This is a genomic window from Variovorax sp. Varisp46 (assembly GCF_059491885.1).
This window is the reverse complement of the sequence record NZ_CP168515.1, coordinates 3,240,598-3,255,651: the sequence shown is the minus strand read 5'-3', so window position 1 is coordinate 3,255,651 and position 15,054 is coordinate 3,240,598. Positions and strand designations below refer to the sequence as shown.

Below are 15,054 nucleotides of genomic sequence, written 5' to 3'. Positions count from 1 at the left end.
GCGTCCCGAAGCGGAGTTGCGAACCGGGGGGCATGCTGGTTCGCTCGGTGAAAAAGAGCGAACCAATGTCATCGTCGAGTTGGTAAGCCAGTCCTGCTCGAACTGCATCGGACCGACATAGGCCCGTGTCGAGTCAGCCGCGCGGCGGTTTCGTCCTTGGCCGATGCCGTACTCCTTGAGTGCATCCCTGAAGTCGTGACTGGCGTACTGGGCGGCCTGAGTCGCTTTGCTTCGAAAGATCAATCTTCCCCTGCTTGCCCGGATGACACTTGAACCACGCCATTCGCAGCGCATCGATCACGATCTCGCGCGTCATGTCTTCCTCGCGAACGGTGCTTCGCACTTGCAGGGTAGGAGGCGACGCAGCAAATCCGTGTGCCACACTAGGCAGCCCACCAAGCGATGAAGCCCGTGAACCGTCGAATCGATTCCTACAGCATCAGGTTGTTCGTAGCGGCGGCCCGCGCCGGCTCCATCGTCCGTGCTGCTGCAGTGGAGAACATCGCACCTTCGGCCTTGAGCCGGAGGATCGCGGACCTGGAACATGCCTTCGAGACGCCGCTGCTCGTGCGGTCGCCACGTGGCATTGCACTCACCGATGCCGGCAGGCTGGTGCTGGCGCGCGGCGAACGCCTCGACGACGAACTGCAAGCCTTGTTGCGCGAAGTGCAGAGCGAAGGCGGCGAAGTGCGGGGCAGGGTGCGCCTTCATGCCAACATGTCCTCCGTCATCGGTTTCCTGCCCGAGCGCCTGCACCGCTTCATGGAGGCATATCCGGGCGTGGAGGTCGCCCTGCGCGAGGAAGACACGCGCGACGTGCTGCGCTCCTGTCTGGATGATCGCGCCGATGTCGGTGTGGGTGTCGACGTCGCGGTGCCGGCGGGCATGGATGCCTGGCGCTTCGCCTCCGACCCGTTGCTCGTGGTGCTTCCCTCGGGGCATGAATTGGCGGCCCTGCAGATCGTCACGTTTGCGCGTGCGCTCGAATTTCCTTTGGTGGGCATTCACCAGGGCGGCGCGATGGACCGGTCCCTGAACGAGCGCGCCGCAGCATTGGGCAGGCGTTTCAATCCGAAGGTGACGGTCAGCAGCTTCGATGCCGTCTGCCGCATGGTGGAGGCGGGCCTCGGCATCGCCGTGGTGCCTCGAAGTGCCGTGACGGCTTATGCGGGGGCCGACCGCTTTGCCAAGCGCCCGCTGGCGGAAGAATGGGCCGACCGCGTCCTGAACATCTACGCCCTGCGCAAGACCCCGCAGCCTCGCGCAGTTGCGGCCCTGATCGAGAGTCTGCAAGGGTAATCACCGATCTCGCGGATGGCGAGATCCCCTGTGCCGAGCGAGCGCTTTATGGCGCTGCCACTGCCCGCGAACATCGGGGGCATGACAGCCTCCACGCCAGCCGCCGCCAGCGCCGAATGCATCCGGTTCGACCCGCGCGTCCTTTTCCTGAGCTGTTCCGCACGCATGGTCGAGCTGAGCTTGAAGGGCGAGCGCCTCGAACTCGCCGACGCGTCGCCATTGCGTGACGATGTTTCGACGGACGAGATCACGCCGCTTCCGATCCTCACGCACTACGACGACAAGCTGGGGCGCTACCCCTACACCGGCTTCAAGGCGGGCGAGGCATTCCCGATCGGCATCGATGCCATCCGAGCGTCGGGCATCGAGGTCGTGGTCGCGGGCAGGCGCTATGGCAAGGGCTCCTCGCGCGAGCACAGCCCCACCGCCGAGAAGGCGGCCGGCGTGCGGCTGGTCATCGCCGAAGGCTTCGAGCGCCTGTACCGGCAGAACGCCGACAACATCGGCTTGTTCACCTCGACCGACTTCGGCCTGGTCGCGCGCGTCCAGGCGGGCGAGGCGATTCCGGTCGACGACCTCGTGGCCGGCCGCGACGCGTTGGCCGCCGCGATCCTGAAGAGCGGCGGGCTGCTGAGGTTCGGCCAGCGATCCATGCGCGACATCACGGTGCCGCCCAAGACTCAGGGCGCGCGTCCGCGCACGCTGTTCGAGAAGATCGTGGCGCGCCACGCGCTCGCCACCGAACTGACGCAGGCGCATCCCGCGCCGGGCGTCGGTGCCTTCGTGCGCGCCGACCTTCGCTTCATCCACGAGTACTACACAGGCATGGCCGCGCACATGCTGCACGCCACCTTCGGCCGGCCGCTGGTGCTGCACGACGCCGATTCCATCGTCGTCTTCGAAGACCACACGTCCTATGTCGAGGAGAGCCCCGCGCACGTGCGCGGCGGCCTGGTGCCGAATGTGCATCGCATGGTCGAGGCGCAGCGCGAATTCGCGGCTGCCTACGGCTTGCGCTCGCACCGCACACTGACGGAGGAACAGGCTGCGAAGGACGACGGCACCAACGTGGCCGGCATCTCGCACGCGATGGTGGCGGAGCACTATGCGCTGCCGGGCCAACTGGTGGTGGGCACGGATTCGCACACGCCGCACAGCGGTGCCCTTGGTTGCGTGGCCTTTGGCGTGGGAACCACGGACATGGCGAATGCCTTCGTGACGGGAGCGGTGCGGCTGACGGTGCCGCAGTCCGTGAAGATCGTGCTGGATGGCTCGCTTGCCCCTGGCGTGACCGCCAAGGACGTCGTGCTGCATCTGCTCGCGCTGCCCTTCGTGCGCGACGGCGGCGGGGTGGGCAAGGTGTTCGAGTTCACGGGCGAGGTGGTGCGGCGCGCGACCACCGACGAGCGCGCCACGCTCACCAACATGACGGCGGAACTCGGTGGCTTCACCGGCCTGGTCGCTCCCGATGCCGAGACCGTGCGCTTCCTGCGCGAGCGCCGCGGCATCGGTTTCGAAGTCGAGCCCTGGATGCGCAGCGACGACGGCGCGGTCTACGCCAGGACGCTCCACGTCGACTGCACGCAGCTTTCCCCCATGGTCGCGGCACCGGGCGATCCCGGCAACGGCCTGCCGCTGGCGGCGGTCGGCGAGCGGGTGCGCATCGACATCGCCTACGGGGGCTCGTGCACGGCTGGCAAGCGCGAAGACTTCGACCATTACCACGCGGTGCTCAGGTGGGCGGCGGACCGCGGACTCAAGGTCGCGCCCGGGGTGGACCTGTATCTCCAGTTCGGGACCACCGCGGTACGCGACCATTGCATTGCAGCTGGGTACATGGATGCGTTCGAACGCGTGGGCGCGCGCATTCTTCAGCCCTCCTGCGGCGCTTGCGGCAACTGCGGGCCGGGTGGTTCGGTGCGGGCCGACCAGGTCACCGTGAGCGCCATCAACCGCAACTTCCCCGGCCGGGGCGGCCCCGGAAAAGTCTGGCTCGCCAGCCCGCCCACGGTGGCGGCCAGCGCGATTGCGGGCGAACTCGTTTCGTTTGCCGAGCTCCAGGCGCGCCATCCATGAATTCCAACAAAGCAAGAGAGACAAACCCATGCATGCACATTTCCTCCGGAAAGCCATTTCCGTTTCTTTAGCGGCAGCGTTGCTTGCCACGTCCTTGTTCGCCGCCGCGCAATCCTCGAATGCCGACCGGCCGATACGGCTCGTCGTTCCACTGGCCGCAGGTTCGACGGTCGATGCGGTCGCCCGCGCAGTCGCACCGGCCTTCGGACGCGCGACCGGCCATCCGATCGTGGTGGAGAACGTCGTCGGCGCTGGAGGAATTCCGGGCACCGCACAGATCGTGAAGGCACCCAGGGATGGGCTCACGCTCGGCATGGTGTCGTCCAACCATGTCATCAATCCAGGCATCTACAAGACGATTCCCTACGACAGCATGAAGGACATCACGCCCATCGCGGTACTGGCCACGGTGCCGGTCGTGCTGGTGGTGAACAACGCGCTTCCGGTGAAGAGCGTGAAGGAGCTGCTGGCCTATGCGAAGGCCAATCCCGGCAAGCTCAACTACGGGTCCGCCGGCAACGGGAGCGTGCTCCACCTGGCGGGGGAACTGATGGTGAGCGAGACCGGCATCGACATGAAGCACGTGCCCTATCGCGGCACTGGACCGCTCATCACCGATCTGATCGGCGGGCAGGTGCAACTCGCGTTCGTTTCGATCTCGCAGGTCGCCCCACAGGTCAAGGCCGGGGCACTGCGCGCATTGGCGGTGTCGACGCCGGCGCGCTCCGCGGCCTTGCCCGACGTGCCGACGATGATGGAGTCGGGTGTGCCCAGGTACAGCTTCGACGCCTGGATTGCCTTGATCGGTCCGGCCGGTTTGCCCAAACCCGTGGTCGACGGCTATGCCGCGGCGGTGCAAGAGGCCTTGGTATCGCCGGAAGCAAGAACCGTCATCGCCGGCCAGGGGCTCACGGTCCTGAACACGGGGCCTGACCTGGCGCCAGCCTTCTTCCAGTCCGAGTTGGCGAAGCACCAGAAGCTGGTGAAGCAGTCCGGCGCCACACTGGACTGAGGCCATGCCGGCATTCAGGATCGCGATGCTGCCAGGCGAGGTCGTCGTTCCGCCGGATCTGGCGCGGCTCTCGCCGTTGCGTGCCGAACGCGTCGCGGGCACCGACCTGCTGGTGGTGCGCGAGCTGAACGGAGACGTCTACACCAGTCTGCCGCGCGGCCAGCGCAGCGCGCCGGACGGGGAATCCTTCGACGTCATCCTGACGGGCAACCTCTTTGGCGATCTCCTGAGCGACGCGGCGTCGGCGCTGACAGGATCGATCGGGTTGTCGGCATCGGCGATGCTGGGAAAAGGCGCCAAAGGCATGTTCGAGGCAGGGCATGGAACTGCGCTCGACATCGCCGGGCAAGATATCGCGAATCCGATCGCCTGCATCCGCGCCTTTGGGCTTCTGTTGCGCCACTCCGCGCGCCGGTCCGACCTTTCCGCGGCCATCGGAGGCTGCGATACGCTCGGTGTTCGGCCAAGGCTACCGAACCGCGGACATCCAATGCAGCAGCACCCGGCTGGTTGGAGCGGCGCGCATGGGTGACCTCATTGCCAACGCTGTAAAAAGCGGACCGACACCCGCCATTTCCGAGCACTGAAGCCATGATCACCCTGCACCATTGCGTGAGCGCACGTTCGTTTCGTCCCTTGTGGATGCTGGAGGAACTCGGGATTCCGTACGACCTGAAGATGATGCCGTTCCCGCCTCGCGTGCTTGCCCGATCGTACCTGGAGATCAACCCCCTGGGGACGGTACCGGCCATGATCGACGGGACTGTTCGCATGACAGAGTCTTCCGCAATCTGCCAGTATCTGGCGGCGCGCTTCTCACCAGGAAAGCTTGATGTCGGCGTCGATGAGCCGGCCTTTGGCGCTTACCTGAACTACCTGCATTTCGGCGAAGCGACCTTGACGTTCCCGCAGACGCTGGTGCTGCGCTATCTGCACTTCGAAACGGGCGAGCGGCGTCAGCCCCAGGTGGCCCATGACTACGGCAAGTGGTTCCTCGCGAGGTTGCGGACGCTGGAACCCCTCTTAGTGGAGCAGGAGTTCCTCTGTGCGCATCGTTTCACTGCCGCCGATGTTTCGGTCGGCTACGCGCTGCTGCTGGCCGAGCATCTCGGCCTCGACCAGCAGTTCACGCCTTCGGTTCGCGCCTACTGGGAACGCCTGCAGGCGAGGCCTGCTTACCGGCGCGCGATGGTGACCCAGAACGGTGCCGCCATCTTGCAGGGGGTGCCCACAATTGCGTCGCCCGACATCAGGGCCGAATAGCTGGGTTGCACGTTGGTGTTCGGGCGGGCGCAAACATCTGGTGCCGTGGCGACCGACAAGCATCTTGGCCGGCAGGTTTCGGTCGCCGTGCGAGGCTCCTCAGCAGCATGAGTTTGGCAAGAGCCGGACCATTGGCCTCTGTCAGTCACTCACGAGAAGATCAAAGCCCTCGCGGGTCAACCGGTGCGGCTCGTCATCCAGCACGGCCAGAATCATCATCGACCACTTGTCCGCGATCTGGTCGAACAAAGCTCGACTTGGACACTCTGAAGAAAAGCATTCCGGCGTGGGCAAACAACGCAAAGACAAAATTTTCTAGCGAGGTCGTGCCGAAGTACTGGGGATTCGATGAAGGTATGGGCCGGTCCTCATCTTCGAATCGTGATGTTGTTCGTTCGAACGCCGCGCCCCGACGACGTCGATTCAGCTACTCATCCGGCGACTTCAACCTTGGGTGCCGCGTCCGTGGCACCGCTGGAAATTGGCCTCAGTTCTTTGCGCAGAATTTTTCCCACTGCTGATTTGGGCAGCGACTCGAGGAACGTGATGTGGCGAGGCACCTTGTATGCGGCAAGGAGCTTGCGGCAATGCGCTTCCAACTCTTCCGCCCTCAGCCCAGGTACGCGGCGGACGACGAAGAGATGGGGGGCCTCCGCCGAGCGCTCGTCAGGCACCCCGACGCACGCGCATTCGAGCACGTCCGGGTGCATGGCGACCACGCCTTCGATTTCGTTCGGGTAGACATTGAAGCCAGAGACCAGGATCATGTCCTTCTTCCGGTCGACGATGTACATCAAACCTTGTGCATCCATGGTGACGATGTCGCCGGTCTTGAACCAGCCATCCGGCGTGAAAGACCTGCGCGTTTCCTCCTCGCGGTTCCAGTAGCCCGCGAAGACCTGCGGGCCCTTGATCAGCAACTCGCCGGGCGTGCCGAGCGGCACTGGTTCGCCCGCCTCGTCGACGATGAGAACGTCGGTTGACGGCACTGGCGCACCGATGGTGCCGTTGCGCCCCGGCGCGTTGAAGGTAACGCTGGGCGACGTTTCAGTAAGCCCATAGGCCTCGGTGATGGGTGGGCCGCCGGCCGCAACCCACTTGGCTGCAACGGCCGACTGGATCGAGGCGCCGGCGCCGATGACCACATTGCAGTGGGAGAAGTCGATGCCGGGCAACTCGGGCAACGCCACCAAGGCATTGAACATCGTATTGACGCCGATCAGCATGTCGAAGGGCGCGCGCTCGAGTTCGGCGCAAAGCGCCTGGGCGTCGCGCGGATTGACGACCAAGCGGTTGTGAGCGCCGCTGGCAAGGGCCGTCAGAGCCATGCCGAGTGGAAAGATGTGATACAGCGGCAACGGCGTTACGATTTCGAAGTTGTCGATGTCGAGTGCCAACCCCAGCCATGACCGCATCTGCAGCGAACTGGCAAGCACGCTGCGGTGTGTCAGGCAAGCGCCCTTGGAAACACCCGTCGTGCCGCCGGTGTACTGCAGAAAAGCCAGGTCGGAGGGGCGCACGTGCTCGCTGGCGAAATCGGCGTCCGGTAGCGCGGCGGTCGCTTCGCGCAAACCGACGACGCGAGGTTCATCGTTCGCAGCTGGCGCACCTGCATCGCCGCCCGTCGCGAACAATGCCTGCTTCACCTGTTGCATCGGCACGGTCATGACATACCGAAGCTGTGTCTGGCCGAGGACCTCGGTGACCACGCCCATGAACGGCTCGGCAGCCACCAGTGCGGACGCCCCCGAATCGGCCAGTTGGTATGCCAGCTCGCGTGCCGTGTAGAGCGGGTTCATGGTCACCCCCACCATGCCCGCGCGCAGGACGGCGGCCAAAGCCACGGGGTAGATGAGGTTGTTGTGCAGCAGAAGGGCGACCCTGTCACCGCGCTTGAGCCCGGCTGCTTGCAGGGACCGCGCGAGCAGCGCCGACGCATGCTCGACCTGCGCGAAGGTCAGCGATTCTCCGGCGCAGGTGACGGCCGTCCTGGTACTGTGCTTCGTGAACGCACGTTCAAGCAAGGTGACGAGGGATTCACTGTCGTCCAGGACGATCTCGCGGGGAAGCCCTGCGGGGTAGGAGGCATGCCAGGGTCGGTGTTCCATGAGTTTTTCCTTCATGCGGTTGGCGGCGACTCAGGACAGGGCTTCGCGAACGAAGTCCATGCGGTCCTGCCCGAAGAACATCTGATCGCCGACGAAGAGCGTGGGTGCACCGAACACGCCGCGCCCGACCGCTTCCTGCGTCGTGGCCTTCAGCGCGGCCTTGATCTCGGCGTCCTGCGTCAGGCGCTCGATCTCGGCGGGATCGAACCCGCCCTCGGCCAGGATGCGGGCCGTGAGCTGCGCATCGTTCAAGTTGAGCGCGTCGATCCAGAGCGCCTTGAACACGCAGCCGAGCAGTTGCTGCAGCTGCTCCGGACGCCGCAACTGGATGCCGGTAACCGCGCGCATGAGGAACAGCGTGATGACCGGGAAGTGCGGATTGCCCTGGAACGGCACGCCATAGCGGCGCGCATGGCGCTCGTAGTCCATCTGCGTATAGCGCCCCTTGACGGGAATGTTGGCCGGCGAGGCGTTGCCCGTGGCCTGGTAGACGCCGCCCAGCAGCATTGGCCGGTAGACGAGGTCGGCGCCATGGCTGGCGCACAGGCGGGGCAACTGCGTCCATGCCAGATAGGACGAGGGGCTGCCGACATCGAAGAAGAAATCAACTGACTTGCGCATTCACGGGCTCCTTTTAGTTAACGAACGTTTGTTTAACGGAAGCTATGTGATTGCCGCGCTCACGTCAACGGGGGTTTCACTGGACTTCCTTCTTGATTGACAAGCGAACGTTCATTGATTAACGTGCGATGACTTAACGAACGTTTTTTAAAGGAGAACGCATGGACCCAACAGCCAACCAACGCGGTGTGGCCCTCGTCGTCGGCGCAGGCGACGCCACCGGCAGCGCGATCGGCGCGCGCTTCGCCCGAGAGGGCTACGTCGCGTGCCTGACTCGGCGCTCGGCGGACAAGCTGGAGCCGGCCGTCCAACGCATCCGCGCCGCTGGCGGCCAGGCGTTCGGCTACGGCAGCGATGCGCGCAAGGAGGAAGAGGTCGTCGCCCTCGTCGACCAGATCGAGAAGGAGCACGGCCCGATCGAGGTGATGGTGTTCAACATCGGCGCCAACGTGCCCAGCAGCATCCTGGAGGAGACGGGGCGCAAGTACATGAAGATCTGGGAGATGGCCGCCTTCAGCGCATTCCTGAATGCACGCGAGGTCGCCCGCAGGATGGTCGCGCGGGGACGCGGCACGATTCTCTTCACCGGCGCGACGGCGGGGACTCGCGGTGCAGCGAATTTCGCGGCCTTTGCAGGCGCCAAGCATTCCCTGCGCGCACTGGCCCAGAGCATGGCGCGCGAGCTCGGCCCGCGCGGCATCCACGTGGCGCACATCGTGGTCGACGGCGCCATCGACACGGAGTTCATCCGCAGCAACTTCCCCGAACGCTATGCGCTCAAGGAGCAGGACGGCATCCTGAATCCCGAGCACATCGCGGAGAACTACTGGTACCTGCACACCCAGCCTCGAGACGCCTGGACCTTCGAGATGGACCTGCGCCCCTACATGGAAACCTGGTGAAAGACACATGAAAACACGCATCACTGAACTCTTCGGCATCCGCCACCCGATCATCCAGGGCGGGATGCACTACGTCGGCTTCGCGGAACTCGCCGCGGCGGTCTCCAATGCCGGCGGGCTCGGGCTCATCACGGGCCTGACCCAAAGGACACCCGAGCTCTTGGCCAAGGAGATCGCCCGCTGCCGCGACATGACGGACCAGCCCTTCGGCGTGAACCTCACGTTCCTGCCAACCCTGTCTTCGCCGCCGTACCCGGAATACATCGCGGCCATTGCGGAGGGGGGCGTGCGCATCGTCGAGACGGCAGGGCGCAGCCCCGAGGCCTACATGCCCGCGATCAAGAAGGCCGGCATCAAGGTGATCCACAAGTGCACGTCGGTGCGGCATGCGCTGAAGGCCGAGGCCATCGGCTGCGACGCCGTGAGCGTGGACGGTTTCGAGTGCGGCGGCCACCCGGGCGAGGACGACCTGCCGAACATGATCCTGCTGCCGCGCGCGGCCGAGGAGCTGAAGATCCCGTTCGTGGCCTCCGGCGGCATGGCCGATGCGCGCAGCCTGGTGGCGGCGCTGGCGCTGGGCGCGGAGGGCATGAACATGGGCACGCGCTTCGTGGCCACACAGGAAGCGCCGATCCACCAGAACGTGAAGGACGCCATCGTGGCGGCCACCGAGCTGGACACGCGGCTCGTGATGCGCGGCCTGCGCAACACCGAGCGCGTGCTGACCAATTCATCCGTGGAGCAGCTGATCAGGATCGAGAAGGAAAAGGGCGCCGACCTCAAGTTCGAGGACATCATCGACCAAGTCGCGGGGGTCTATCCGCGCGTGATGTTGCAAGGCGAGATGGATGCCGGCGCCTGGAGCTGTGGCATGGTGGTCGGCCTGATCCGCGACATTCCGACGGTGCAGGAGCTGATCGATCGCATCATGGAAGAGGCCGAGCAGCTGATCGTGCAGCGGCTCGCCGGGTTCCTTGAGCCTGCGCTGGCCTAGCCTTGGGCATCCGCCGGCTCGCTGCGGAGCGGGCCGGCGACTTGCACCCTCTAGGCCAGGTAGCGATCGCGCAGCAACTTCTTGTAAAGCTTGCCGGTCGCGTGCCGGGGAAAGTCGGACTCGAAATCGATGCTTCTCGGCACCTTGAGCGGACCGAGCAACTCGCGGCAGCGTGCCTTCAGCGCCTCGGCGACGGCCGGGCCCGTGAAATCCGGATGCGCCGGCTGGATGACGGCCTTGATCTCTTCGCCGTACTCGTCGTTTGGCACGCCGAAGACCGCGGCATCGGCAACACGGGGATCCTGCAGCAGCACCTCCTCGATCTCTTGCGGGTAGATGTTGACGCCGCCGGAGATGATGACGAAGTCCTTGCGATCCGTCAGGTAGAGGTAGCCTTCGCGATCGAGATGGCCGATGTCGCCGAAGGAGCGCCAGCCCTGCGGGCTCGCCGCCGCGCGGGTCTTGGCGGGGTCGTTCCAATACTCGAACTGGGCATTGCTTTCGAAGTAGATCTGCCCGGTCTCACCCGGCGGCAGCTCACGGCCGGCATCGTCCAGGATGTGCAGGATGCCGTCGGTCGCGCGCCCGACCGAGCCCTTGTGCCGGAGCCATTCGCGGGAGCTGATGGCGGTGGCGCCGATGCCTTCGGTGCCCGAGTAGTACTCATGCAGGACCGGGCCCCACCAGTCGATCATCGCCTGCTTGACGTGCACCGGGCAGGGCGCCGCGCCGTGGACCGCGTGGACCATGGAGGCCGTGCTGTAGCGGCTGCGTACCTCCGCTTCCAGGCGCAGCAGGCGGTGGAACATGGTCGGCACCCAGAGCGAATGGGTGCATCCGAAATGCGCGATGGCGGCGAGTGAACGTTCGGCATCGAACTTCGCCATCACGATGCTGGTGGCGCCTGCATGGATGGCCGCCGACAGGAACCGGTTCGGTGCGCTGTGATACAGCGGCGATGTCGACAGGTAGACCGAAGAGGCGTCGAGCGCGAACGAGCGCGCCACCGCGGCGTTGCGGTTGTCCACCGCATCGAAGGCGCCTTCGAAGGGCGGCTTGCGCACGCCCTTGGGCCGGCCGGTCGTGCCCGATGAATACAGCATCTCGCGGCCTGGCGCGGGCGTGGGCGGCAGGCCGTCCGGCGCAGCGAGAAAGTGCGTCTCCCAGCGTTCCATGGCCGTATCCGCAAAGCCGATGCCGACGCGCCGTGCGCTGCCGAGGTCCAGCGACGAAGCCGTTTCGGCGCTCATGCAGGCCAAGGACACGATGGCGACCGATGCTCCTGAGTCTTTCACGATGTACTCGAAGTCCGCGGCCGACAGCCGCGTCGAGGCGAGCACGTAGTACAGCCCGATGCGCTGCGCGCCGAGCGCAAGAAAGAGCAACGCCGGCGCGTTCTCGATGCACAGCACGATGCAGTCGTTGCGTTTCAGGCCGAGCGACAGCAACGCGTTGGCCGCCCGGTTCGCCTCGCGTTCCAGTTGCTGGAAGCTGAATGCCTCGCCCGATTCGAGAAAGTGCACCGCCAGCTTGCCGGGCGTGGCGGCCGCGAAGCGGCTCAGGTGGTACATGCCCGGGGTTCAGAAAAGATCGACGGCCGGTTCCATCAATGCGGACGAGCCCGCCCGGATCTCGCCGCACAGCGCTGCCGTCTGCGGCAGCAGCCGCTGGAAGTAGAAGCGGGCCGTGGCAATCTTCGACGCATAGATCGGGTCGGTGGAATCGGCGTTCCTGAGCGCCACCTCGGCCATGCGCGCCCAGCTCCAGGCAAGCGCCAGGTGCCCAACCAGGCGCAGATAGGGCGCAGCAGCCGCGCCTGCGGCGTGCGGGTCTTGCGCCGAAGTGTCCACCAGTTCGCGGGTGAGCTGCCTGATGTCGGCGACCAGCCCGGCGAGCGGCTGCGCGAACTCGCGCATCGCCTCGCGCGGGCTGCACGCCTCGGCAAATGCGCCGGCCATGTCCAGGAAGACGCCCATCTGCCGGCCCTGGTCGGCCAGCACCTTGCGCCCGAGCAGGTCCATGGCCTGCACGCCGTTCGTGCCCTCGTAGAGGCCCACGATGCGCACGTCGCGCAGGTGCTGCTCCACACCATTCTCGCGGATGTAGCCGTGTCCGCCGAACACCTGCATCGCGAGCAGCGTGCATTCCACCGCGAGGTCGCTCGACAGTGCCTTCACGAGCGGGGTCAAAAGGCCCAGCAGTTCGGCGGTCTCGCTGCGCTTGGCCGCATCGGGATGAAGGCGCTGCAGATCGCTGAGCTGCGCCGCCCACAGCGCCAGAGCGCGCGCGCCCTCGATGTTCGCCTTCTGCGTGAGCAGCATGCGGCGCACATCGGCATGCCCGATGATCGGGTCGGCCACTTCGCTGGACGACCTTGCCCCGCTGGCGCGGCCCTGCAGGCGCTCCTTCGCATAGGCCAGGGCCTTCTGGTAGGCCGCTTCCATCAGGCCGATGGCGATCATGCCCACCAGCACGCGCATGTGGTTCATCTGTACGAACATCCCCGCCAGCCCCTTGTTGGGCGCACCCAGCAGCCAGCCAGTGGCACCGTCGAAGTTGATGGTGCAGGTCGAGTTGCCGTGGATGCCCAGCTTGTGCTCGATGGAGCCGCAGACCACCGCATTGCGCGCGCCGGCCGTGCCGCTTGCATCGGGCAGGAACTTGGGAACGATGAACAAAGAGATGCCCTTCACGCCGGGCGGCGCGTCCGGCTTGCGCGCGAGCACCAGGTGCATGATGTTCTCGGTCAGGTCCTGCTCGCCGCCCGAGATGAAGATCTTGCTGCCGGTGATGCTGTAGCTGCCATCGGGCTGCGGCACGGCGCGCGTGCGCATCAGGCCCAGGTCGGTGCCCGCATTGGGCTCGGTCAGGCACATGGTTCCGGCCCACTCGCCCGAGGCGATCTTCGGCAGGTAAAGCGCCTTCTGCTCCTCGGAGCCGTTGGCCGCCACGTTCACGTAGGTGGCGTGCGACATGCCAGGGTAGGACGACCACGCCATGTTGGCGCCGCCGAAGACTTCATAGACCGCATTGGCCACGACCGAAGGAAAGCCCTGGCCGCCGAACTCGGGGCTGCACGCCAGGCCAGCCCAGCCGTTCTTGGTGAACTCGTCGTACGCTTTCTTGAAGCCGGGCGGGGTCTGCACCACGCCGGGCGAGGGCATGCTGCACCCGTGCTCGTCGCCGGGCCCGTTGAGCGGTGCGATCACCTCGGATGCGAACTGGCCGGCCGCGGCGAGCACCTGGTCGATGGTTTCGGCGTCGAACTCCGGCTGGCCGCAGGCCTCCAGCAGGGCGGGCACCTGGAGCACCTCGTGGAGCACGAATTGAATGTCCCGCATGGGAGCCTGATAAGTCATCGTGATCTTCCTTGTCTCAAGCCACTTCGAACAGGCCCGCGGCGCCCATGCCGCCGCCGATGCACATCGTCACGACGACGAAGCGTGCGCCGCGCCGCTTGCCTTCGATCAGCGCATGTCCCACCAGCCGCGAGCCGGTCATGCCGTAGGGGTGGCCGATCGTGATGCCGCCGCCGTTGACGTTCAGCTTTTCCGGATCGATGCCCAGGCGGTCGCGCGAGTACAGCACCTGGCAGGCAAAGGCCTCGTTCAGTTCCCAGAGGCCGATGTCGCTCACCTTGAGCCCGTGGGTCTTCAGCAGCTTGGGCACGGCCAGGACCGGGCCGATGCCCATTTCTTCCGGCGCGAGCCCGGCCACCGCGATGCCGCGGTACGTGCCCAGCGCCTTGAGCCCGCGGCGCTCGGCGACCGCGCGCTCCACCAGCACGCAGGCCGATGCGCCATCCGAAAGCTGGCTCGAGTTTCCCGCGGTGATGACACCGCCTTCGATGACCGGCTTGAGCTTGGAGAGGCCTTCTAGCGTGGTGTCGGGGCGGTTGCCTTCATCGCGATCCAGCGTGACGTCGCGGTAGCTGATCGCGCCTGTCTGCCTGTCGGCCACCGCCATGCTGGCCGTGATCGGCACGATCTCGTCGTCGAACAGGCGGCGCTCCTGGGCCAGCGCGGTGCGGCGTTGGGCTTCCGCGGAATATTCGTCCTGCGCCTCCCGTGAAATGCCGTACTTCTTCGCCACGATCTCGGCCGTGTTCAGCATCGGGATGTAGGCGTGCTGCACGCGCGCGATGAGCAGCGGGTCGGCCTCTTCACCCACCCACTTGACGAACGGGTTCTGCACGGCGGAGATGTTTTCCTGCCCCCCGCCCACGGTCACGTCCATGCCGTCGACGATGATCTGCTTGGCCGCCGTCGCGATGGCCATCAGGCCCGAGGCGCATTGCCGGTCCATGGTCTGGCCCGGCACCGACTGCGGCAGTCCTGCCGCGAGCGCCGCAAGGCGTCCGATATTCATGCCCGCGGTGCCGGCGGCCATCGCGCTGCCGATGACCACATCCTCCACCTCGCCGGGATTGACGCCCGCCCGCTGCACGGCGTGCTGGATCGCATGGCCCATCAGCGTGGGCGACTTGATGTTGTTCAACGCGCCGCGAAACGCGCGGCCGATGCCCGTGCGCGCGGTAGAAACGATGACAGCTTCTCTCATGGTTCAGACTCCAAGGGGGGCGTTAAAAAGGTTGGCGTAGCGGCTCGCCACAACCCTGCGGTTTGCCTTGCACCATCAACTGGGTCAGTTGGGTCATCGGATGACCCGCTTGACTTTAAATAACGATCGTTTGATAAACGATGGTGAACTATAGATTTGCAGCACGGGCAGCGTCAACACGCTGGAGTGGGTTTGCAGCAGGGAGAAACCCTCGCCCGG

12 protein-coding genes are annotated in these 15,054 nt (G+C 65.7%); 7 read left to right on the top strand and 5 right to left on the bottom strand.

The features are described 5' to 3' along the window. Window positions 1–402 precede the first annotated feature (402 nt). The 5 genes from ACEN9N_RS15315 (at window position 403) to ACEN9N_RS15295 (ending at window position 5,650) form a co-directional block, all read left to right on the top strand. Window positions 403–1,299, top strand: coding sequence for a LysR substrate-binding domain-containing protein (locus ACEN9N_RS15315; protein WP_495653916.1), 897 nt, complete (start codon window positions 403–405; stop codon window positions 1,297–1,299). Window positions 1,300–1,380: 81 nt separating this feature from the next. Then, complete coding sequence (locus tag ACEN9N_RS15310) at window positions 1,381–3,375, top strand: aconitase family protein (protein WP_495653915.1); 1,995 nt, start codon at window positions 1,381–1,383, stop codon at window positions 3,373–3,375. A 94-nt stretch (window positions 3,376–3,469) separates the two neighbouring features. Continuing rightward, complete coding sequence (locus ACEN9N_RS15305; RefSeq protein ID WP_413316065.1) at window positions 3,470–4,387, top strand: Bug family tripartite tricarboxylate transporter substrate binding protein; 918 nt, start codon at window positions 3,470–3,472, stop codon at window positions 4,385–4,387. A 4-nt stretch (window positions 4,388–4,391) separates the two neighbouring features. After that, window positions 4,392–4,919, top strand: a complete 528-nt coding sequence (locus tag ACEN9N_RS15300) for an isocitrate/isopropylmalate family dehydrogenase (RefSeq protein ID WP_413316045.1) — start codon at window positions 4,392–4,394, stop codon at window positions 4,917–4,919. Between the two features lie 59 nt (window positions 4,920–4,978). Beyond that, a complete protein-coding gene (locus ACEN9N_RS15295; protein WP_413316046.1) occupies window positions 4,979–5,650 on the top strand; it encodes a glutathione S-transferase family protein in 672 nt (223 codons plus the stop codon). A gap of 431 nt (window positions 5,651–6,081) precedes the next feature. Here ACEN9N_RS15295 and ACEN9N_RS15290 read toward each other — a convergent pair whose 3' ends face one another. Next, entirely contained in the window at window positions 6,082–7,773 is a 1,692-nt protein-coding gene (locus tag ACEN9N_RS15290) for an AMP-binding protein (protein WP_495653914.1), read from the bottom strand. 15 nt (window positions 7,774–7,788) lie between these two features. Further along, on the bottom strand, window positions 7,789–8,379 hold the full coding sequence (locus ACEN9N_RS15285; protein WP_495653913.1) for a 2-hydroxychromene-2-carboxylate isomerase: 591 nt from the start codon (window positions 8,377–8,379) through the stop codon (window positions 7,789–7,791). Window positions 8,380–8,540: 161 nt separating this feature from the next. On the opposite strand from ACEN9N_RS15285, the gene ACEN9N_RS15280 reads away from it, so the two are divergent. Together ACEN9N_RS15280 and ACEN9N_RS15275 are read left to right on the top strand one after the other, a co-directional pair. Continuing rightward, complete coding sequence (locus ACEN9N_RS15280) at window positions 8,541–9,281, top strand: SDR family oxidoreductase (RefSeq protein WP_413316049.1); 741 nt, start codon at window positions 8,541–8,543, stop codon at window positions 9,279–9,281. A gap of 7 nt (window positions 9,282–9,288) precedes the next feature. Beyond that, entirely contained in the window at window positions 9,289–10,275 is a 987-nt protein-coding gene (locus tag ACEN9N_RS15275) for an NAD(P)H-dependent flavin oxidoreductase (RefSeq protein WP_495653912.1), read from the top strand. A 50-nt stretch (window positions 10,276–10,325) separates the two neighbouring features. Here ACEN9N_RS15275 and ACEN9N_RS15270 read toward each other — a convergent pair whose 3' ends face one another. Genes ACEN9N_RS15270 through ACEN9N_RS15260 form a run of 3 tightly spaced genes read right to left on the bottom strand, consistent with a single transcriptional unit; the run spans window position 10,326 to window position 14,835 of the window. Further along, window positions 10,326–11,846: an AMP-binding protein gene (locus ACEN9N_RS15270; RefSeq protein WP_495653911.1), complete on the bottom strand. Its 1,521-nt coding sequence runs from the start codon at window positions 11,844–11,846 to the stop codon at window positions 10,326–10,328. Between the two features lie 9 nt (window positions 11,847–11,855). Beyond that, entirely contained in the window at window positions 11,856–13,634 is a 1,779-nt protein-coding gene (locus ACEN9N_RS15265) for an acyl-CoA dehydrogenase C-terminal domain-containing protein (RefSeq protein ID WP_495653910.1), read from the bottom strand. Window positions 13,635–13,650: 16 nt separating this feature from the next. After that, window positions 13,651–14,835, bottom strand: coding sequence for an acetyl-CoA C-acyltransferase (locus tag ACEN9N_RS15260; RefSeq protein WP_413316053.1), 1,185 nt, complete (start codon window positions 14,833–14,835; stop codon window positions 13,651–13,653). Window positions 14,836–15,054: the final 219 nt, after the last annotated feature.